22 protein-coding genes are annotated in these 18,904 nt (G+C 71.6%); 12 read left to right on the top strand and 10 right to left on the bottom strand.

The features are described 5' to 3' along the window. Positions 1-23 precede the first annotated feature (23 nt). Complete coding sequence (locus ACFYXC_RS10935) at positions 24-1,379, bottom strand: FAD-binding protein (protein ID WP_389549395.1); 1,356 nt, start codon at positions 1,377-1,379, stop codon at positions 24-26. Positions 1,380-1,511: 132 nt separating this feature from the next. Between ACFYXC_RS10935 and ACFYXC_RS10930 the strand changes: the two genes are divergently transcribed. Genes ACFYXC_RS10930 through ACFYXC_RS10915 form a run of 4 tightly spaced genes read left to right on the top strand, consistent with a single transcriptional unit; the run spans position 1,512 to position 4,372 of the window. Continuing rightward, positions 1,512-2,033 (top strand): phosphatase PAP2 family protein, encoded by a 522-nt coding sequence (locus ACFYXC_RS10930; protein ID WP_389549392.1) that lies wholly within the window; start codon positions 1,512-1,514, stop codon positions 2,031-2,033. Then, the gene (locus tag ACFYXC_RS10925) at positions 2,026-2,967 is read left to right on the top strand and encodes a decaprenyl-phosphate phosphoribosyltransferase (RefSeq protein ID WP_389549389.1); all 942 of its coding nucleotides are present in this window, start codon (positions 2,026-2,028) and stop codon (positions 2,965-2,967) included. The genes ACFYXC_RS10930 and ACFYXC_RS10925 overlap by 8 nt, the downstream gene beginning before the upstream one ends. 23 nt (positions 2,968-2,990) lie before the next feature. Beyond that, positions 2,991-3,452 (top strand): GtrA family protein, encoded by a 462-nt coding sequence (locus tag ACFYXC_RS10920; protein ID WP_389550021.1) that lies wholly within the window; start codon positions 2,991-2,993, stop codon positions 3,450-3,452. Beyond that, entirely contained in the window at positions 3,440-4,372 is a 933-nt protein-coding gene (locus tag ACFYXC_RS10915; protein WP_388914370.1) for a YihY/virulence factor BrkB family protein, read from the top strand. The genes ACFYXC_RS10920 and ACFYXC_RS10915 overlap by 13 nt, the downstream gene beginning before the upstream one ends. Here ACFYXC_RS10915 and ACFYXC_RS10910 read toward each other — a convergent pair. Beyond that, complete coding sequence (locus tag ACFYXC_RS10910; RefSeq protein WP_389549385.1) at positions 4,326-5,714, bottom strand: D-alanyl-D-alanine carboxypeptidase family protein; 1,389 nt, start codon at positions 5,712-5,714, stop codon at positions 4,326-4,328. The two genes, ACFYXC_RS10915 and ACFYXC_RS10910, sit on opposite strands and share 47 nt — an antisense overlap. 151 nt (positions 5,715-5,865) lie before the next feature. Between ACFYXC_RS10910 and ACFYXC_RS10905 the strand changes: the two genes are divergently transcribed. The 3 genes from ACFYXC_RS10905 to ACFYXC_RS10895 all read left to right on the top strand — a co-directional run bounded on the left by ACFYXC_RS10905 (position 5,866) and on the right by ACFYXC_RS10895 (position 8,266). After that, positions 5,866-6,114, top strand: coding sequence for an SCO4848 family membrane protein (locus ACFYXC_RS10905; RefSeq protein ID WP_388914376.1), 249 nt, complete (start codon positions 5,866-5,868; stop codon positions 6,112-6,114). A 38-nt stretch (positions 6,115-6,152) separates the two neighbouring features. Next, positions 6,153-7,481 (top strand): metallophosphoesterase, encoded by a 1,329-nt coding sequence (locus ACFYXC_RS10900; RefSeq protein WP_389549381.1) that lies wholly within the window; start codon positions 6,153-6,155, stop codon positions 7,479-7,481. A gap of 374 nt (positions 7,482-7,855) precedes the next feature. Continuing rightward, a complete protein-coding gene (locus ACFYXC_RS10895; protein ID WP_389549378.1) occupies positions 7,856-8,266 on the top strand; it encodes an ATP-binding protein in 411 nt (136 codons plus the stop codon). A 161-nt stretch (positions 8,267-8,427) separates the two neighbouring features. Here the strand turns inward: ACFYXC_RS10895 and ACFYXC_RS10890 are convergent, their stop codons facing one another. Both ACFYXC_RS10890 and ACFYXC_RS10885 read right to left on the bottom strand, forming a co-directional pair. After that, positions 8,428-9,873, bottom strand: coding sequence for an ATP-binding protein (locus ACFYXC_RS10890; RefSeq protein ID WP_388914385.1), 1,446 nt, complete (start codon positions 9,871-9,873; stop codon positions 8,428-8,430). Beyond that, positions 9,870-10,559: a response regulator transcription factor gene (locus tag ACFYXC_RS10885; RefSeq protein WP_388914388.1), complete on the bottom strand. Its 690-nt coding sequence runs from the start codon at positions 10,557-10,559 to the stop codon at positions 9,870-9,872. The genes ACFYXC_RS10890 and ACFYXC_RS10885 overlap by 4 nt, the downstream gene beginning before the upstream one ends. 175 nt (positions 10,560-10,734) lie before the next feature. On the opposite strand from ACFYXC_RS10885, the gene ACFYXC_RS10880 reads away from it, so the two are divergent. Next, entirely contained in the window at positions 10,735-13,152 is a 2,418-nt protein-coding gene (locus ACFYXC_RS10880; RefSeq protein WP_389550018.1) for an MMPL family transporter, read from the top strand. 47 nt (positions 13,153-13,199) lie between these two features. Here the strand turns inward: ACFYXC_RS10880 and ACFYXC_RS10875 are convergent, their stop codons facing one another. The 6 genes from ACFYXC_RS10875 to ACFYXC_RS10850 form a co-directional block, all read right to left on the bottom strand. Next, positions 13,200-13,937: a TetR family transcriptional regulator gene (locus tag ACFYXC_RS10875; RefSeq protein WP_389550015.1), complete on the bottom strand. Its 738-nt coding sequence runs from the start codon at positions 13,935-13,937 to the stop codon at positions 13,200-13,202. Positions 13,938-13,992: 55 nt separating this feature from the next. Next, complete coding sequence (locus tag ACFYXC_RS10870; RefSeq protein ID WP_388914394.1) at positions 13,993-14,514, bottom strand: thiol-disulfide oxidoreductase DCC family protein; 522 nt, start codon at positions 14,512-14,514, stop codon at positions 13,993-13,995. Continuing rightward, the gene (locus ACFYXC_RS10865; RefSeq protein ID WP_389549373.1) at positions 14,511-14,918 is read right to left on the bottom strand and encodes a hypothetical protein; all 408 of its coding nucleotides are present in this window, start codon (positions 14,916-14,918) and stop codon (positions 14,511-14,513) included. The genes ACFYXC_RS10870 and ACFYXC_RS10865 overlap by 4 nt, the downstream gene beginning before the upstream one ends. A 118-nt stretch (positions 14,919-15,036) precedes the next feature. Further along, positions 15,037-15,447 carry a VOC family protein gene (locus ACFYXC_RS10860; protein ID WP_388914401.1) on the bottom strand — a complete coding sequence of 137 codons (411 nt, stop codon included), beginning with the start codon at positions 15,445-15,447 and terminating at the stop codon, positions 15,037-15,039. 123 nt (positions 15,448-15,570) lie between these two features. Further along, positions 15,571-15,777, bottom strand: coding sequence for a DUF397 domain-containing protein (locus tag ACFYXC_RS10855; RefSeq protein WP_389549370.1), 207 nt, complete (start codon positions 15,775-15,777; stop codon positions 15,571-15,573). Positions 15,778-15,788: 11 nt separating this feature from the next. After that, positions 15,789-16,640: a helix-turn-helix domain-containing protein gene (locus ACFYXC_RS10850; protein ID WP_389549367.1), complete on the bottom strand. Its 852-nt coding sequence runs from the start codon at positions 16,638-16,640 to the stop codon at positions 15,789-15,791. Between the two features lie 189 nt (positions 16,641-16,829). Here ACFYXC_RS10850 and ACFYXC_RS10845 point away from each other — a divergent pair, with 189 nt between their 5' ends. The 4 genes from ACFYXC_RS10845 (at position 16,830) to ACFYXC_RS10830 (ending at position 18,892) form a co-directional block, all read left to right on the top strand. Then, positions 16,830-17,291: an ATP-binding protein gene (locus tag ACFYXC_RS10845; RefSeq protein ID WP_389549364.1), complete on the top strand. Its 462-nt coding sequence runs from the start codon at positions 16,830-16,832 to the stop codon at positions 17,289-17,291. 120 nt (positions 17,292-17,411) lie between these two features. Beyond that, complete coding sequence (locus tag ACFYXC_RS10840) at positions 17,412-17,963, top strand: TM2 domain-containing protein (RefSeq protein WP_388914412.1); 552 nt, start codon at positions 17,412-17,414, stop codon at positions 17,961-17,963. Between the two features lie 46 nt (positions 17,964-18,009). Further along, complete coding sequence (locus ACFYXC_RS10835) at positions 18,010-18,402, top strand: DUF2752 domain-containing protein (protein ID WP_388914415.1); 393 nt, start codon at positions 18,010-18,012, stop codon at positions 18,400-18,402. 226 nt (positions 18,403-18,628) lie between these two features. After that, positions 18,629-18,892, top strand: coding sequence for a TM2 domain-containing protein (locus tag ACFYXC_RS10830; protein WP_388914429.1), 264 nt, complete (start codon positions 18,629-18,631; stop codon positions 18,890-18,892). The last annotated feature ends 12 nt before the right edge of the window (positions 18,893-18,904 follow it).

The following is an 18,904-nucleotide window of genomic DNA, read 5'->3' as shown; positions in this document are numbered from 1 at the left end:
GCGGGCCGGGCGGGCGGCTCCGGTCAGAGGCCGAGGCGGCGGGACAGGTCGGAGGTGAAGACGGACCGCGGGTCGAGCTCCTCGCGCAGCGCCCGGAACTCGCCGAGCCGGGGGTACATCGCCGCGAGCAGCTCGGGCCGCAGCCGGGAATCCTTGGCGAGGTAGACCCGGCCACCGGCCGCCGCCACCTCCTCGTCCAGCTCGTCGAGGAAGGCGCCGAGCCCCGGCAGGTTTGCCGGGATGTCCAGGGCGAGGGTCCAGCCGGGCATGGGGAAGGACAGCCAGCCCGGGTCGCCCTCGCCGAACCGCTTGAGGACGGCGAGGAAGGAGGGGCAGCGCCGCTGCGAGATGCGGTGCACGATCCCGCGTACGGCCTCTTCACGGCCGTGTCCGACGACGAACTGGTACTGCACGAAACCGCCGCGCCCGTAGACGCGGTTCCAGTGCGGCACGCCGTCCAGCGGGTGGAAGAACGTGGACATCCGCTGGAGTTCACCCATCCGCGCGCGGGGTGCCTTCCGGTACCAGAACTCGTTGAAGAGGCCGACCGTCGTACGGCCGAGCAGGCCCTCGGGGACGAAGGAGGGAGCGGCGGGCAGGCGTCCGGGACGGAACTCCAGCGGGGCCCTGCGCGCGCGTGCGGCGTCCGCCAGCGCCTCCAGGGGGGCGTGGTCGCCGCGGGTCAGCACCGAGCGCCCCATGGACGCGCCGCGGGCCAGCAGGTCGATCCAGGCGACCGAGTAGCGGTACCGGTGGTCGGTGGCGGTGAGGCGGGCCATCAGGTCGTCCAGGTCCGTGGCGCGCTCGGTGTCGACGGACATCAACGACGTATCGACGCTCTGCAGCCGGACGGTGGCCGTCAGGATGACGCCGGTCAGGCCCAGGCCGCCCGCCGTGGCGTCGAAGAGGGGCGTGCCCCGGTGCACCGTACGGATCTCGCCGTCCGCGGTCAGCAGCTCGAACGACAGGACGTGCCGGGCGAACGAGCCCGACACGTGGTGGTTCTTGCCGTGGATGTCCGCGCCGATCGCGCCGCCGACCGTCACATAGCGGGTCCCGGGTGTCACCGGCACGAACCAGCCCAGCGGCAGCAGGACCTCCATGAGGCGGTGCAGTGAGACACCGGCGCCGCACAGCACCGTCCCGCCGTCCGCGTCGATCGCGTGGATCCGGTCCAGGCCCGTCATGTCGAACACGGCCCCGCCCGCGTTCTGCGCCGCGTCCCCGTAGGCCCGTCCCAGGCCCCGTGCGATGCCCCCGCGGGCCCCGCACTCCCGGACGGCCGCGACGGCCTCCTCGTACGAGCGGGGGCGCACCAGGCGGGCGGTGGTGGGAGCGGTGCGGCCCCACCCAGTGACGGAAACCGTGTCGGTAGACATGCCAGTGACCGTATCGAGCAAAAGACGTCATTAGTTCTCTAACATCCCTTTCCTCCCCGAAATGGGTGATTAATGGGATGTCGCTCAATATTGCCGGAGTTCCCGTGGTGTCTGCGTGAACAGTGAGTCCCCATGGACCACCACGACGAGCGCCCTGACCTGGACCACCGGATCCTCTCGGCCCTCCATGCCCACGCCGCCGCACCGCGGGTCGCCGCCGCCGCGCGGGCCCTGTCCCTGGCCGGCGAGCACGGTGCGCTCTGGCTCGCGGCGGGTCTCGCGGGCGCCGCCGCCGACCGGGAGCGGCGCGGCGCCTGGCTGCGCGGCACGGCCCTGACCGCGGGCGCGCACCTCGCCAGCATGGGCGTGAAACGGCTCGTGCGCCGTCCGCGTCCCGGCCATGTCGAGCCACTGGTCCGCACCGCGGGCCGGCACTCCTTCCCCAGCTCGCACGCCACCTCCGCGACGGCCGCCGCCGTGGCCTTCGGAGCGCTCGGCGCCCGCGCGGTACCCGCGCTGGCCGCCGCGATGTGTGTGTCACGGCTGGTCGTCGGCGTCCACTACCCCTCGGACGTCGCAGCGGGCGCCGCACTCGGCGCGGTGACGGCCCGGCTCGGCGCCCGCTGGATGACGGGGGGCCGTCACCATGGCTGAGACGGCTCTTCTGGACAGGACACACGGGGAAGAAGAGACCGCCCCGCGGAAAAGTGCCCTCCTGAAGGGGCTCATCAGGACCGCCCGTCCCAAACAGTGGGTCAAGAACGTCCTCGTCGTCGCCGCCCCGGCCGCGGCGGGCGAGCTCTTCTCGCGCCACGCCCTCATCCAGGTCGGGCTGGTCTTCGTGCTGTTCACGGCCTGTGCCGCGAGCGTCTACCTGGTCAACGACGCGCGGGACGCCGACGCCGACCGCGCGCACCCGGTCAAGCGCCACCGGCCGGTCGCCGCCGGACAGGTGCCCGTACCGGTCGCCTACTGCGCGGGGATCGTGCTCGCCGTCGTCGCCCCGACCGTGGCGGCCTTCCTGTGCTCGCCCCTCACTTCGGCGCTGCTCACCGCCTATCTGGGCATGCAGTTCGCGTACTGCCTGAGCCTCAAGCACGTCCTGGTCGTCGACCTCGCCGTGGTGACCACCGGGTTCCTGATGCGGGCCATGATCGGCGGGGTCGCGCTCGGCATCCCGCTGTCGCGCTGGTTCCTGATCACGACCGGCTTCGGCGCGCTGTTCATGGTGTCCGCCAAGCGCTACTCCGAGGCCGTCCAGATGGCCGGGACATCGGGTGCCACGCGCGCGCTGCTCACCGAGTACACCACCGGCTACCTGCGCTTCGTCTGGCAGCTCGCGGCCGGGGTCGCCGTGCTCGGCTACTGCCTGTGGGCGCTGGAGGAGGGCGGCGTCCCGCACACCAGCGTGCTGCCCTGGCGGCAGCTGTCGATGGTCGCCTTCATCCTCGCCGTCCTGCGGTACGCGGTCTTCGCGGACCGGGGCACCGCGGGCGAACCCGAGGACGTGGTGCTGCGCGACCGCGCGCTCGCCCTGATCGGCGTGGCGTGGCTCGCGATGTACGGCCTCGCGGTGGTCGACTGGTGAGCCCGGGACCGGTGGGCCGGGGACTGGCGAACCGGGCGCGGCGAGCGGGGAAGCGGCGCGCGCGCCGGCCGCAGCCGCGGGAACTGCTCGGGTTCGCCGCCGCCGGACTCCTGGCGTACGCCGCCGACCTCGCCCTCTTCCTCTGGCTGCGCGGCCCCGCCGGCCTGGACCCGCTGACCGCCAAGGCCCTGTCGTTCGTGGCGGGCTGCTCGGTCGCGTACGCGGGCAACGCGCTCGGCACGTACCGGCACACCAGCAGCGGGCTGCGCCAGTACGGGATCTTCTTCGGGGTGAACGTCGCGGGCGCCCTGGTCCAGTTGCTGTGCATCCTCGTCAGCCACTACGGCCTCGGGTTCACCTCCCCGCGCGCGGACACCGTGTCGGGCGCGGGAATCGGCATGGCGCTGGCTACGGTCCTGCGCTTCTGGGGTACCCGGACATGGGTATTCCGAGGGGAGGGCAGAGTCGGATCATGGACTGGCTGAAAAAGCTCCCCGGCGTGGGCCCGTGGTTCACCCGGCTGATGGCCACACACGCCTGGCGCTCGTACGAACGCCTGGACCGCGTGAAGTGGACGCGGCTCGCCGCGGCGATGACCTTCATCAGCTTCGTCGCGCTGTTTCCGCTGATCACGGTGGCCGCCACGATCACCGCCGCGACCCTCGACGAGAAGGGGGTGCGGACGCTCGAGGACCAGATCGCCGAGCAGGTGCCGGGCATCGCCGACCAGCTCGACATCGGCGCCCTCGTCGACAACGCCGGCACGGTCGGACTCATCGCGGGCGCGCTGCTGCTGTTCACCGGCATCGGCTGGGTCGGCTCGATGCGCGAGTGCCTGCGCGCGGTCTGGGAACTGCCGGACGAGGACGACAACCCGTTCCTCGGCAAGCTCAAGGACGCGGGCGTGCTCCTCGGTCTCGGCGGAGCCGCGCTCGTCACGATCGCCGCCTCCACCCTCGCGTCGACCGCGGTGGGCTGGACGACCCGGCACCTCGGCATCGAGGAGGGCGGCTGGGGCGGGGTGCTGCTGCGGACGGCAGCCTTCGGCGTGGCCGTCCTCGCCGACTTCCTGCTGCTCCTGTACCTCCTGACACTGCTCCCCGGCGTCCAGCCGGAGCGGCGCCGCCTCGTCGTCGCCGCGCTGATCGGCGCCGCCGGGTTCGAGCTGCTGAAACTGCTGCTCAGCGGCTACATCCAGGGAGTCGCGTCGAAGAGCATGTACGGGGCGTTCGGCGTGCCCATCGCCCTGCTGCTGTGGATCAACTTCACGTCGAAGCTGCTGCTCTTCTGCGCCGCCTGGACGGCGACGCCGCACAAGGAGACGGCCGAGCCGGCGGCGGCGGACGACGGCGCGGACGTCAGTGGCGGCGGCGCATCAGTTCCGGCAGCGGCCAGCGGCGGTTGATCACGAAGACACCGGCGGCGAGGAGCACGAGGACGCCGCCGGCGATCGCCAGGGCCACGCCGGCACCGCTCGAACCGTCCGCCTGGGCCGACGCCGAGACAGGCTTCGAGGAGGGCGCGCCGTCGCCCGAACCGCCCGCCTCGCCGGAGGCGCTGCCGCCCGGCTGCGCGCTCGTGTCCGCGCTCCTCGGCGGCACCAGTTCGCCGACCGGGGTGACCTTGCCCGACGCCTGGAAGCCCCAGTCGAGGAGCTTGGCGGTCTCCTTGTAGACCTCGTCGCGCTCCTCCTTCTCCGGGTTCATGACCGTGACGAGCAGCACCTTGCCGTCGCGCTCGGCGACGCCGGTGAAGGTCGCGCCCGCGTTCGTGGTGTTGCCGTTCTTCACACCCGCGATGCCCTGGTAGGCGTCGAGTCCGTAGTCGCCGGTGAGCAGCCGGTTGGTGTTCTGGATCTCGAAGGACTTCCGGCTCGTCCGGCCCTTCTTGTTCTTCTTCGTCTCGCCGGGGAACTTGGCGCGGACCGTCGAGCAGTACTCCCGGAAGTCCTTGTTCTGCAGGCCGGAGCGGGCGATCAGGGTCAGGTCGTACGCCGACGACACCTGGCGCTTCTCGTCGTAGCCGTCCGGGCTGACCACGTTCGTGTCGAGCGCCTGGAGTTCCGCGGCCCGCGCGTTCATGTCCTTCACGGTCCGGTCGACACCCCCGTTCATGGCGGACAGGACATGCACGGCGTCGTTGCCCGAGCGAAGGAAGACACCGAGCCACAGGTCGTGGACCGTGTACGTCTCGTCCTCCTTGATGCCCACCATGCTGGAGCCCGATCCGATGCCCGCCAGGTCGGACGACGCGACCTTGTGCTTCTGCGTCTTCGGGAACCTGGGCAGCAGGGTGTCGGCGAACAGCATCTTCAGGGTGCTCGCCGGAGGCAGTTTCCAGTGCGCGTTGTGCGAGGCCAGGACGTCGCCGGACTCGGCGTCCGCGACGACCCAGGAGCGGGCGCTCAGATCCTTCGGGAGGACCGGCGCGCCGGTGCCGAGGTTCGCCTGCGTCCCGGGCCGGCCGAGCTGGGCGCCGCCCACGGTCGACATGCCCTTCGGCGGCGTGGCCCACTCGCTGTTCGACGCGCTGCCCGACGGCGAGGCCGACGCCGACGGCGAGCCGGACGGTGCGGCCGAGCCGGACGGTGACGTCGAGGTGGACGGGGTCGCCGAGGGGGTCGGTGACGGCTTGTCGGCCGCGGCGGCGGGCGCGGTGGCGGTCACCGAGAGCGCGAGCGAGAACGACAACAGGGTGGCGGAGGTGACCAGCAAGGAGGACTTGGCGGTCTTTTTCATGGCGGGCACGGTCGAGAACGTACAGGGCGTCGCCCGGGAAGTCGCGTGGGCCTCCTCGCCGAGAAGCCTGCCGGCAGAGGCTTTTCCGCCACCGTGCGGTCCGCCGCGGTCCTCCCCACCCCGGGCGCCGGCGCCGTTCGGGGGCGGCGATACTGAACCCATGAAGCTCAGCCGTCCCGTCTCCTGGTTCCTGCTCGCCTTCGGAGTGTGGAGCTGGGTCATCTGGATCACTTTCGTCAAGAACCTGTGGAAGGACGGCAGCGGGCTCGCCTTCGACGACGCGGGCGATCCGACGGGGTACTTCTGGGTGCACCTGACGCTCGCCGTTGTCTCCTTTGTCTTGGGGACGGTCGTCGGGGGCATCGGGTTGCGCGGTGTCCGGGCCCTGCGCCACACACCGTCGTCATGACGTCTCAACGCACCAAGGCATAACGGGAGAGTCGCCGCGTGGTCATCGTGTTCCTGGTCCTGGTCCTGGCCGTGTTCGGCGGACTGCTCTGGTACGTGTGGCGTCGGCTGGTGCGCGACACGACGGCGGGGCCGGGGGTCTCCAGGCGGGTCGGCACGGTCGCCTTCGTGGCCGGGCCGCTGCTGATGTTCGCGGCGATCACCTCCGAGCGGACGGGCGCGCCGTTCTGGCTGCAGCAGGTGCTGGCCTGGCCCGGTTTCCTGTGGATGGCGCTGTCGCTCTACCTCCTGCTGGCGCTGCTCGTCGGCGAGGTCGTACGACCGCTGCTGCTCAGGGTGCTGGAACGGCGTCAGGCGCCCACGGCCGAGGTGCCCGAGGTGCGCGAGGCCGAGCCCATACCGGCGGGCGCGCCCACCCGGGAGGCCGAACAGCCCTCCGAGACCACGCGTGCCTCGGAGGCCACGCGTCCCGCCGGGGCCGAGCCCGACTCCGGGGCCGAGCAGCCCGGGACCGTACCGGTGCCCGCCCCCGCGCTCGCCGGGCCCTCTCGCCGTCTCTTCGTCTCGCGCGTCGTGGGCGGTGCCGCCGCGGCCGCCGCCGTGGGCACCGTCGGGTACGGCACGTACGGCGTCCTGAGCGGGCCCGAGGTGAAGCGGGTCACCGTGCCCCTGGCCAAACTGCCGCGCTCCGCCCACGGATACCGGATCGCCGTCGTCAGCGACATACACCTCGGGCCGGTGCTCGGGCGCGGATTCGCCCAGAAGGTCGTCGACACGATCAACTCGACGCAGCCGGACCTGATCGCGGTCGTCGGCGACCTCGTGGACGGCAGCGTGAAGGACCTCGGGCCCGCCGCCGCGCCGCTCGCCCAGCTGCGCGCCCGGCACGGGTCGTTCTTCGTGACGGGGAACCACGAGTACTTCTCCGGCGCCGAGGAGTGGGTCGCGCGCGTACGCGAACTGGGGCTGCGGCCGCTGGAGAACGCCCGCACCGAGCTCGCCGACTTCGATCTCGCCGGCGTCAACGACGTGGCCGGTGAGGAGGAGGGGCAGGGGCCCGACTTCGCCAAGGCCCTCGGGGACCGGGACCGTGCCCGCGCGTGTGTGCTGCTCGCGCACCAGCCGGTGCAGATCCACGACGCCGTGGACCACGGGGTGGACCTCCAGCTCTCCGGGCACACCCACGGAGGGCAGCTGTGGCCCGGCAACCTCGTCGCGGACCTCGCCAACCCGACCCTCGCCGGCCTGGAACGCTACGGGGACACCCAGTTGTACGTGTCCCGGGGCGCCGGTGCCTGGGGCCCGCCCACCCGGGTGGGGGCGCCGTCCGACATCACCGTCATTGAGCTGGCCTCCAAGCAGAGCTGAGCGCGGGGCGACCGCTCGCCCGGCCGGTGTCCGGCGTGCCGCCGACCCCGCCGACCATCGGGTTCCGGACAGTCGGCGGCGCCCCGGCCGCGACCCCAGGGCGGGGGACTTTCACACGACGCGGGACACGGTCGTCGCGGAAGACCCCGCCGGCCCCGGCGCGCCGGCCCGCGAACGGCACGCCGAGCAGGGAGGACGCGGTGGTGGGCGGTATCCGCGGGGCGGCACCGGCTCCTCCGCTTGTGGAGCCCCGCCGGGCGCAGGGCGCCGACGGCCTGACGCGTTCACGCGGGGTTGCAATTGCGCGCGTGACGCGCCGGGCCCGCCTCACGCAGCATGATGTGACGGAGGCGTGCGCGGGGTGAGGAGCAAACGTGTTGAGACGCAACTCGTTCCGGCTGCCGCGGCATCCCGCTTCGGTCGGCCTCGCGCGGCGCCGGGTGCGTGACCATCTGTCGGACTGGGGACACAGCGCGGGCGAGCAGGCGTTCGAGGACGTGCTGCTGCTGGTGTCCGAACTGGCGACGAACGCCGTACGGCACGCGCCGATGCTGGAACGGGAGTTCGAGGTCGCGGTGACCACGCTCGCGGACGGGTCCTGCCTCATAGAGGTCTCCGACGAGAGTCCCGTGCAGCCCCGGCTGCGGACGGTGGACGAGCACGAGGAGGAGTCCGGCCGGGGGCTGCGGCTGGTGGAGAGCCTCACGACCGCGTGGGGGGTCTGGAGCCGGGGCCGACACGGCAAGACGATCTGGGCGCTGGTTCCGGCACCGGCTGCTCGGTAGGACCCGGGTTCTTGGGCCCCGGGCTCCTGAGAGGGCGCCTCCTGAGAGGGCGCCCCCTGATGGGCGCCGCAGGCGCCTTCAGGGGGCGCGGGGAACTGCGCGACCAGCCCCCACCGGCCGGCACCACACAACGCACCCACCCCCCCAAAAAAACCCACCCCTCACGCGGGGCACGCCTCCGCGGGCAGCGTGACCGTCACCGCCAGCCCTTCACCCGGCGCCGTCCGGACCGTCACATCACCCCCGTGAGCCACCGCCACCCCCTGGACGATGGCCATGCCCAGCCCGCTCCCCGCACCCCCGCCCGCCCGGAAGAACCGGTCGAAGATGCGCGCGGCATCCTCCTCGGCCAGCCCCGGCCCCCGGTCGCGGACACAGAGCCGCACGACCCCGTCGGCCCGCGACAGACCGAGGGAGACCGGGACGTCGGGCGGCGTGTGCGTGCGCACGTTCGCCACGAGGTTGCCCAGGACCTGCCGCAGACCCGACTCGTCGGCCCGGACGAGGAGCGCCCCCTCGGCGCTCACCGTCACCGGCCGGCCGGGCTGCTGGGCCCGCAGATCCTCCGCCGCGTCGCGCACCAGACGGCTCAGGTCGACGTTCCTGAACCGCAGTTCGGGCCGCTGGTCGAGCCGGGCCAGGGTGAGCAGTTCGTCGACCAGGCGGGCCATGCGGTCGGCCTCCCCGGTCATCCGGTCCCAGGCACGCTTGCGCTCGGCGGGCTCACGCAGCATGCCCTTGTCGTACAGCTGGAGGTAGCCGCGTATCGCCGACAGCGGTGTGCGCAGTTCGTGCGAGGCGTCCGCGACGAACCGGCGCAGCTGGGCGGCGCTCCGCTCGCGGGTGCGGTACGCCGACTCGACCTGCTGGAGCATCGAGTTGAGGGCCAGCCGCAACTGCTCGACCTCCTGGGTCGGATGGTGGCTGGAGGGCACCCGCCGGGCCAGGTCCCCCTCGGCGATCGCCGACGACGTCTCCACCATGTCCTCCAGAGGCCGCAGCCGGCGCCGCACACTGAGCATCGTCAGCACGGCGAGCAGCAACAGCAGCAGGACCCCGAAGAACAGATCGAGCTTGAGGGCCTTCGCCATGCCCTTGTGCAGCGCGTCGGTCGAACCGGCGACCAGGATGACGGTCCCGTCGGTCAGGGGGACACCGATGACCCGGAACGGAGCGCCGTCCACCGTCACGTCGAGCGGCTCCGCGTCACCGGTGAGCGCCCGCGGGTCGTCCACCGCGGCGGCGAGCGCGCGCTGGTTCGGGGTCGGTTCGAAGGTGCCGAGGGTGAGCGGTTCTCCCCGCGGGTCGACCACCGCGAAGAGGGAGTCCGCGTTCGGCGGGACCTGCGCCTCCGGTATCTTCCCGTCGCGGACGAAGGCCAGCGCGCTCAGCGAGTCGATCTGCCGCGCGGTCAGCTGCGTACTCCCCAGCGAGTCCCGCATCGCGAGCAGTTCGGAGTCGATCTGGTCGAGCAGGTAGTACCGCATGCCCATCAGGCTCACCGCCGTCGCCATGACGATGCCGAGCGCCAGCAGCGCCACGTTGGCCAGGGTCAGCTTGCCGCGCAGCGAGTGGAGGCCGTGGCCGTGGCGGTGCCGGAGGATCATGCGAGCCCGTATCCGACGCCCCGCCGGGTCGTGATCACCGGGGCGCCGAGGGCGTCGAGCTTGCGCCGCAGATAGCTGATGTACGTCTCGACGACGGTCGACTCCGCCGGGTGCTCGTACTGCCAGACGTGCCGCAGGAGCTGCTCCTTGGGCACGATCCGCCCGCCGTTGCGCACGAGGAAACGCAGCAGGGCGTACTCGGTGGGGGTGAGCTCCACGGTGCGGCCCGCGCGGTGCACCGAGTACGTCGTCTCGTCCAGCTCCAGGTCGCCGTAGCGCAGCGGTGGCCGCTCGGGCAGGACGTCGGCCGGGCGGGTGCGGCGCAGGACGGCGGTGATGCGGGCTATCACCTCGTCGATGTTGAACGGCTTGGTGATGTAGTCGTCCCCGAAGGCGAGCGCGCCGACGATCTCCGTGGGCGCGTCCCGCGCGGTGAGGAACACCAGGGCCAGGTCGGGCTGTCTGGTGCGCAGTTCGCGGCCCAGGGCCCGGCCGTCGCCGTCCGGGAGCATCACGTCGAGGAGCGCGGCGTCCGGGCGGGTGCGTTCGGCCATCGTCAGCGCCTCGCGGACGGTGCCGGCCGTCATCACCTCGAAGCGGTGGTAGCGCAGGGCGATGGCCAGGACGTCCGCGATGCTCGGCTCGTCCTCGACGACCAGCACGGTCGCCCCCTCGTGAGCGGTCATGTCCCCAGTATCGGCGCGGGCACCGACAACGGGGCCGGCTCTCCCTTTGGAGTTCCTTGTGAGTCATGGCCGGGACATGTCCAGCGGCGCGCGGTGCCCCCGATGCTGAGCCGCAGGACCTGGGGGACCGACCGATGACCGACGGACGAGTAAGGGGCGTTGAGGCGTGACGACATTGGCACGGTGGTGCTATCGGCACCGGCTGGTGGTCCTGTTCCTGTGGGTGGGGGCGTTGTTGGGGCTGGGCTTCGCGGGCTCCGCCGCGGGCACGAACTACGCGGACACCTTCACCCTTCCGAACACGGACTCCACGCGCGCGTACGACCTGATGGAGAAGGCTTTCCCGGAGCGGTCGGGCGACACCGACACGGTGGTGTGGAAGGTCGACGAGGGCACGGCACGCGACGCGTCCGTACGCTCCCGGATCGAGCCCGCGCTCCAGGAGATCGGCCGGATGAAGGGCGTCGGCGACGTCAGCAGCCCGTACGCCGCCGAGGGGGCCGCGCAGATCAGCGAGAACGGGCGGATCGCGTACGCCCAGGTCACCTTCACCGAGCAGGCCAACGGGGTGCCGAAGGCCCTCGTGGAGGACGTCGTCGACACGGCGCAGGGTGCCGAACGCGCCGGGCTCCAGGTGGAGCTGGGCGGTCAGGCGATCACCCGGACCCAGGAACCGCCCACCGGTCTCGCCGAGATGGTCGGCATCCTGGCCGCCGCGGTCGTCCTCTTCCTCGCCTTCGGGTCGGTCTTCGCGATGCTGCTGCCCCTGGTCGTCGCGATCGCGGCCCTCGGCACCGGCATGATGGCGACCTCGCTGCTCAGCCACGTCACCGACGTCCCCGAAGTGGCGCCGCTGCTGGGCTCCCTGATCGGCCTCGGGGTCGGCATCGACTACGCCCTGTTCATCGTGACGCGGCACCGCCGGGGCATCCTGCGCGGCATGGAACCCGAGGAGTCCGCCGTCACGGCCCTCAACACCTCGGGCCGGGCCGTGCTGTTCGCCGGCGGCACCGTCTGCATCGCGCTCGCGGGGATGCTGGTGATGAACATGCGCTTCCTGGACGGTGTGGTCGTCGCGACCTCGCTGACGGTCGTGCTGAGCGTGCTGGCGGCGGTCACCCTGCTGCCCGCGCTCCTCGGGCTGCTCGGCATGCGCGTGCTCAGCCGCAGGCAGCGCCGCCGGCTCGCCGCCACGGGACCGGAGCCGGAGGAGGCGAGCGGTCCCGCCGCCCGCTGGTCCGCGTACGTGCAGCGGCGGCCGCGGTCGATCGCCGCCGGAGCCCTGCTCGTCATGACGGTGCTGGCGCTGCCCGTCCTGTCGATCCGGCTCGGCGCCACCGACCAGGGCAACCACCAGGACTCCACGACGACCCGGCAGGCGTACGACCTGCTGGCCGAGGGCTTCGGGCCCGGCTTCAACGGCCCGCTGCAGGTCGTCGTGGGCGGCGGTGACGCGGACGGGCTCGTCTCGGCCATCCGCTCGACCGACGGGGTCGCCCAGGTCGTCGCCGCGCCGCCCGCCCGGGGCATCACGGTCATCCAGGTCGTGCCCACCACGTCACCGCAGTCCGAGCGGACGGACCAGCTGATCGACCGGCTGCGGGACGACGTGATCCCGGCGTCCGGGACCGAGGCCCATGTGGGCGGGGTGACCGCGGTCTTCAAGGACTTCGCAGCCGTCACGGGAGAGCGGCTGCCCTACTTCGTCGCGGCGATCATCACCCTCGGGTTCCTGCTGCTGATGGTGGCCTTCCGGTCCCTGGTGGTGCCGCTGACGGCCGCCGTGATGAACCTGATCGCGGCCGCCGCGTCCTTCGGGGTGCTCGTCGCGATCTTCCAGTGGGGCTGGGGCACGGAGCTCCTCGGCATCGGCAAGGAGGGGCCGATCACCGCGTTCCTGCCGGTCATCATGCTGTCGCTGCTCTTCGGGCTCTCGATGGACTACCAGGTGTTCCTGGTGAGCCGCATGCACGAGGAGTGGGTGCACACCAAGGACAACGCGCGCGCGGTCCGGGTCGGCCTCGCCGAGACCAGCCGGGTCATCAACTGCGCGGCCCTGATCATGATCTGCGTGTTCTCCGCGTTCGTGCTCAGCGGTGACATGGAGGGCGCGATGGCGGGCATCGGGCTCGCGGCGGCGGTCGCGCTGGACGCGTTCATCCTGCGTACGGCCCTGGTGCCGGCCGCGATGCACCTCCTGGGGAACTCCAACTGGTGGCTGCCCGCCGGGATGGAGAAGCGGCTGCCGCATCTGGCGGTGGAACCCCGCGAGGAGGAGACCGCCGAGCCCCCCGCGCGCGTGCCCGCCGCCGCAGGCGGTTCCACCGTGATCCACGGCTTCGTCCGCACCCCGGACGGCGCGCCCGTCGAGGGCGCCGCGCTGACCCTGCTCTCCAAGGGCGGCCGGCAGCTCGACCGGGTGACGTCGCTGGCCGACGGCTCGTACATCGTCTCGGTGCCGTCGCCGGGCTCGTACCTGCTGGCCGTGACGGCCGCGGACCACCCGTCCAGGGCCCGTCACGTGCTGGTCGACGCGGAGCCGCTGGTGTACGACGTGGAGCTGGCGGAGGACGAGATGGACGCGGTGAACTGACCGTGCGCGCGGGGCCTGTCCGGCAGGCCCCGCGCGCCGGACAGCCGCTAGGTGGTCGATCCGGTCGGCTTCTTTGCGGGGTCGGGCAGCGCGTTCGTCATCCCCGGCAGGAAGTCCGTGAACAGTTCGTGCACCTCGCGGACCAGGGGCCGCAGCACACGGAAGCGGGCCAGTGAGACCCCGAGCGAGGTGAGGCGGGCGCCGCGCTCGGCGAGGCGGTAGCTGCGCTCGCGGCCCTCGGTCCGGTCGAAGATCCAGTACAGGACCAGGCCCATCTGGGAGAGCCACAGCAGTTCGGGCAGCACCTCCCGCAGTTCCTCGGGCACCTTCGCCTTCGAACCGCTGAGCACCTCGCGGCAGACGTCGATGGCCTCCACGCGCGCGTGCTCCGACTCGGCGGAGAACGGGCTGAGCGGGCTGTCCGGATCGGCGGCGTTCTTGAAGAACTGCACCGCGAACTCGTGGTAGGGCGTCGCCACGTCCAGCCACGTCTTGAGGACTCCGGCGATCCGCGCCTCCAGGTCCTTCTCCTGGTCCAGGACCTCGCGGACCGCCACCCGGTGCTCGGCGGCGAGCCGGTCGTAGAAGCCCTGGATCAGGTGTTCCTTGCCGGCGAAGTAGTAGTACGCGTTGCCGACGGAGACCCCGGCCTCCTTGGCGATGGCCCGCATCGTCGTCTTCTCGTAGCCCCGCTCCTGGAACAGGCGCATCGCCGTCCGCAGGATCAGGGCCCGGGTCTGTTCGCTCTTGACGGGCGTACGCGAGGAGCCGGAGTTCTCGGGCACCGCGGGGCCGTCCGGGCTGGGGGCACTGTCGTTCGCTGCTGGCACGTGACAGAGCCTAACGAGGAGCGCAGGTGCCGCCGTCGCAACCGGGCGGCTCGTAGGTCCAGCCCATGGCCGGGTCGTACGTCCACCCGTCGGCCGCGATGTACGTACGCCCGCCCCACTGGCCCTCCCGGCGGGCCCGCTGCCCCTCGCGCCACTTGGCGGCGGCGAGCACCGCGCCCCGCGCGAGGCGGGCCCCGACGGGGGTGCTGAGCCGGTGTGCCGTCGGGCGGTGCTCGGTGAGCGCCCACAGGGTGACGACCCAAGCGGCGGGGCCCCGGTAGACCTGGCCCGCGTCACCGATCACGGTGATCTCGTCGAGCGTCGCGGCGTGGTCGAGCCCCGGGAAACGGCGCCTCGCCTCCGCCGACCCGGCGGCGACCAGCTCCAGGGGCACCAGCTGCCGCTGCCACACGAGCCAGTCGCGCAGGAAGGTGCAGAGCGAGCACTGCGCGTCGTACAGGACGGTGAGCCCGCGGACCGGGACGCGCGTGGCGTCCCGGTCCGGGCCCGTGGTGGTGGCCACCGGAGTCACGCCCCGGCCGTGGGTGCGACCCAGCCCTGCGGCGGCACGGGCGGGAGCTGCTCGCGCTCCATGATGCCGCGGCGCCTGATCTTGTTGAGCACGTACGCGTTGCCCAGGTGCATGGCGCCCAGCACCAGGAGCACGACACCGAGCTTCGTCGACAGGGCCTCGAAGACCCCGCGGGCGTCGGCGATGCTGTCGTCCTGGTTCAGGTAGAGCGCCACGAAGCCGAGGTTCACCAGGTAGAAGCCGACCACCAGGAGGTGGTTGACGGCGTCCGCGAGCTTCTCGTTCCCGTGCAGCACATCGGCGAGGAAGATCCGCCCGTTGTGGCTGAGCGTCCGTGCCACCCACACCGTCAGGGCGACGCTGATCAGCAGATATATGACATACGCAACGACCGTGAGGTCCATGTCCCCCACCCTTTCCCGACTTCTTGAACGCGTTCAAAACGCGCTGTCGAGAGAGAATGTAGACCTGTTTTTGAACACGTTCAAGTCATCCGTCACGGGTGTGGATGTGACGTGTGGCTCAGGCGGTGCGGGCCAGTTCCGGCCGCTTGGTGTAGTCGGTGAAACCGATGACGTTGCCCCAGGGGTCGGCGACCTCGACGGTCCAGCCGGTGGCCACGGAGAGGGGGGCGTCGAGGGGCTGGATGCCGGCCGCCGCGAGGACGTCCGCGGTGCCCCTGGCGTCCCGCACCTCCAGCCACACCCGGGGGGTGGCCCAGGCCGGCGGCCGGTGCCCGAGCTCCTCCTCCAGGCGCAGCAGCACGCCGGGCGTCTCCTTGCCGACCTTCAGGACGGCGATCCCGGCCTCGTCGAGCCGGACCCCGAGCTCGAACCCGGCCCGCCGGTAGAAGTCCACGGCCTCGTCGAGGCTGCCGACGGGGAAGAGGACGTTGTCGAAACCGAGCAGTTCGTACGACTCATCGTCTGACATGTCGTCAGATTAAGTCGACGGACGGGGGAGACGGGGGAGGCGGGCGGGCAGTCACCCGGGTGGCGGCTTCCGCCTGCCGGCGCGGCTGACCCGGACGCGGGCGTCGCTGGGCGAGTGCCGCGTTCAGGCGCCCTCGGCCTCGCGTGTCGCCGGTATGCCCCGGCGGGCGGCCGTCAGGAGGGATGCCAGGTCGGGGGTGCGCAGGGTGAGGGTTGTGGTGGGGTCGTCGGACTCGCGGAGGCGGATCGTTCCGTCGGGGGCGGTGGCGAGTTCGAGGCAGTTACTGGCCTCGCTGCTGAACGAGGACTTCTGCCAGCGGAGTTCGGTCATGGCGGGGCCTTTCACAGGTCGTCGATGATTCTGTTGATGAAGTCGCGGGAGTGCGCGGCGTCGAGGGAGAGCTGCTCCATGCGGCTCATGATCGTTCGGTACTTCTCCAGCTGGGCCTCCGCGTGCAGGAATTCGGAGCCGTGTTCGGTGTCCAGCTGCACGGTGTCCAGTTGCGGGTGTGGACCTTCGGCGATGACCACCGTCTGGCCGGCGCCGGGGAAGATGCCTGCCGCGAAGGGAAGCACGAGGACGGTCACGTCCTCGCGCTCGCTCATCTGCGTGATGTGCGCCAGCTGTTCACGCATGACCCCGGGACCGCCGAACCGCATGCGCAGGGCGGCTTCGTGGATGATCCCGACATAGTGCGTCGGGGTGTCGCCGTAGAGGATTCCCTGGCGCTTGATGCGGTGGGACAGACGGTGCTCGACCGTCGGCGGCGGCAGGCTGGGCACGTTCTGCTGGAAGACCAGCCGTGCGTACTCCGCGGTCTGGAGCAGGCCGGGCAGGTGGGTGAACTGAACCGTACGCAGTGCCTTCGCGTGCTCCTCCATCTCCGACAGGTCCAGCAGGACCGGTGGGAGGAGGTCCCGGTAGTCGTCCCACCAGTTGCGGGAGCGGCCTCCCGTCATGGCCGCGAGCGCGTCGATGTAGGGCTCATCGCAGCATTCGTACCCGTGGGCGAATGCTCGAACACGATCCGCGCTGACGCCGAACCGTCCGGACTCGATGTTGCTGATGCGGGCCGGATCGATGCCGAGTTTCTGCCCGGCCTCGCGGGAGTTGAGGCCGGCTCGTTCACGCAGTTTGCGCAGCTCAGCGCCTAGACGTTGTTGTCTGACAGTTGCTGTCGGCCGAGGTGGCATCGGTGTCCCATCCAAGAAGTTGCCTTGTTCGGTAGCAGTATTGCAGCCAGCTGCTCTACTGTGTGTGCTCGTCAGGTCACTCAACGTGGCGTCGGGATTCCGGAAGCGCACCGCGTCAGCGACAGAGCCACCGCCCGCGTCACTCGACCACGTTCATCAACCCCCGCATCGCACACAGGAGTTACGGCCATGACCGAACTCGTCCTGAACGACCTCGCGCACCCCCCGCTCGACGGCGACTGGGAGTACGCCCTCCGCATCCCCAGTTCACCCTTCGGGCCCGGCATCGTCCGGGCCCATGTGCGGGCCGTGCTGACCCGCCACCGTACGAACCCCACCGTCCTCGACAACGCTCAGCTCGTCGCCTCGGAGCTGGTCACCAACTCCCTGGCCTGCACCCGGGACTCCATCGCCGTACGACTCGTCCGCACCGGCGGGCGGTTGCGGCTCAGCGTGTGGGACAGCAGCCCGTATCCGCCACCGCGGTGGCCCGGACCCGTGTCGGGGCCGGAGTTGGACGCCGAGAGCGGGCGCGGGCTCTGGCTGACGCGGGCGTGCGCCGACGAGTGGGGCCACTACCTCCTGATCAACGGACGCCGCAACGGCGGCGGCAAGGAGGTCTGGGCGGAGTGGCGCACCCCGGACGCGTAGGTCCGGACCCCGCCGGAGGCGGCCCCGCGGCCCAGCCGGCTTCTCTGTTGGGGGTGTCTCCGGCAAGATGGGTTGACCTGATTCTTTTCCTACTTCGTCCCCTCCCCAGGAGCAGTCACCGTGAGCGAGCAGCCGTCGCAGCCGCAGCAGCCACCGAACCAGCCGCCCGGCTACGGCTATCCGAACTCCGGGGCCACCCCGCCCGGTTACGGGTATCCGGGCTCCGGATCGACTCCGCCGGGCGACGCGAACCCGTACGCGGCCGGGCAGCCCGGGGCCGGGCAGCAGCCGGGGCAGCCGTACGGGTATCCGCAGGGCGGGTACCAGCAGTCGGGGTACCAGCAGCCCGGCGGGTACCCGCCTCCGGGGGCCGGGGGCTACCCGCCGCCCGGCGCGTTCCCGCCCGGTGCCTACACCGGCGACCCCAACGCCCCGTACGGCTACGACCCCTACGGGCGCCCGTACTCGGACAAGTCGAAGATCATCGCTGGGGTGCTGCAGCTCGTCCTCGGAGGTCTCGGCGTCGGGCGGTTCTACATCGGCAGCGTCGGGATCGGTCTCGCGCAGCTCTTCACCTGCGGTGGTCTCGGCATCTGGGCCCTGATCGACGGGATCATGCTGCTGACCGGCCACAACGCGACGGATGCCCAGGGCAGGCCGCTGCGTGGCTGAGCCGGGCCCCGTGCACGACGCACGCGCGGCGCGAGCCCCGCGCGCGGTGCGCGCAAACGCTCTGCGGCACCCGGCGGCGGCACCCCTCGCGGTGCTCCTCGCCGGGGCCGCCGGCGCGGCCTATCTGTACGTCACCGACCCGCACGAGTCCGGCCACGTCCTGCCCGCGTGCCCGTTCCGCTTCGTCACCGGGCTGCTCTGCCCGGCCTGCGGCGGCACCCGCATGACGTACGACCTGATGCACGGTCAGTTCGCCGCGGCCTGGCTCGACAACAGGGCGCTGCTGCTCGCCGCGCCGTTCGCCCTCGCGCTGCTCGCCCGCTGGACCGTGGAAGGGCTGCGCGGACGCCGCTGGCGCCCCGAACTGAGCGCGCGCAACCAGGTCCTGATCCTGGCGGTGGCGGTCGTATGGACCGTGCTCCGCAACATCCGGGGCTGAATCCCGGAATCCCTGCATACTTGATCACGGGATGGGAACAATAGAAGGTTTACCCTCCCGCCCGCCCCACGCCTCTCCGTACGCTCACACGGCACAGGGGGGACGACGTGTACGCGGTCACGTGGTCACGCGATTCTTGGCAGGTCTCTGCCATGGGGGGTTCCTCCTGGGGTCCCACCGGAGCAAGTCCGCTCCGGTCTCATTCAGTCATCCAGGAGCACGTCTCATGACCGTCCCCACTCCCGCAACCCCGTACGGTGTCGACCCCCAGGGCCGCCCCTACTCCGACAAGTCGAAGATCGTCGCGGGCATCCTCCAGATCTTCCTGGGCACCCTCGGCATCGGCCGCTTCTACGTCGGCTCCGTCGGTGTGGGTGTCGCGCAGCTCCTCACCTGCGGTGGTCTGGGCCTCTGGGCGCTCATCGACGGCATCCTGTTCCTCACCAGCAACGACCGCACCGACAAGCACGGCCGCGTGCTCCGCGGCTGAGTCCGGCCGGCG

The sequence above is a fragment of the Streptomyces sp. NPDC002701 genome (assembly GCF_042889045.1).
GTDB lineage: Bacteria > Actinomycetota > Actinomycetes > Streptomycetales > Streptomycetaceae > Streptomyces.
This window is presented reverse-complemented; position numbering and strand designations above follow the sequence as displayed.

Excerpts from the sequence above, each read along its gene's own strand:
- ACFYXC_RS10935 (WP_389549395.1), bottom strand. The coding sequence starts at position 1,379 with ATGTCTACCGACACGGTTTCCGTCACTGGGTGGGGCCGCACCGCTCCC.
- ACFYXC_RS10885 (WP_388914388.1), bottom strand. The coding sequence starts at position 10,559 with ATGACCGCTCACGAGGGGGCGACCGTGCTGGTCGTCGAGGACGAGCCG.
- ACFYXC_RS10855 (WP_389549370.1), bottom strand. The coding sequence starts at position 15,777 with ATGACCGAACTCCGCTGGCAGAAGTCCTCGTTCAGCAGCGAGGCCAGT.
- ACFYXC_RS10925 (WP_389549389.1), top strand. The coding sequence starts at position 2,026 with ATGGCTGAGACGGCTCTTCTGGACAGGACACACGGGGAAGAAGAGACC.
- ACFYXC_RS10905 (WP_388914376.1), top strand. The coding sequence starts at position 5,866 with ATGAAGCTCAGCCGTCCCGTCTCCTGGTTCCTGCTCGCCTTCGGAGTG.
- ACFYXC_RS10915 (WP_388914370.1), top strand. The coding sequence starts at position 3,440 with ATGGACTGGCTGAAAAAGCTCCCCGGCGTGGGCCCGTGGTTCACCCGG.
- ACFYXC_RS10850 (WP_389549367.1), bottom strand. The coding sequence starts at position 16,640 with ATGCCACCTCGGCCGACAGCAACTGTCAGACAACAACGTCTAGGCGCT.
- ACFYXC_RS10845 (WP_389549364.1), top strand. The coding sequence starts at position 16,830 with ATGACCGAACTCGTCCTGAACGACCTCGCGCACCCCCCGCTCGACGGC.
- ACFYXC_RS10890 (WP_388914385.1), bottom strand. The coding sequence starts at position 9,873 with ATGATCCTCCGGCACCGCCACGGCCACGGCCTCCACTCGCTGCGCGGC.
- ACFYXC_RS10860 (WP_388914401.1), bottom strand. The coding sequence starts at position 15,447 with ATGTCAGACGATGAGTCGTACGAACTGCTCGGTTTCGACAACGTCCTC.
- ACFYXC_RS10865 (WP_389549373.1), bottom strand. The coding sequence starts at position 14,918 with ATGGACCTCACGGTCGTTGCGTATGTCATATATCTGCTGATCAGCGTC.
- ACFYXC_RS10830 (WP_388914429.1), top strand. The coding sequence starts at position 18,629 with ATGACCGTCCCCACTCCCGCAACCCCGTACGGTGTCGACCCCCAGGGC.
- ACFYXC_RS10930 (WP_389549392.1), top strand. The coding sequence starts at position 1,512 with ATGGACCACCACGACGAGCGCCCTGACCTGGACCACCGGATCCTCTCG.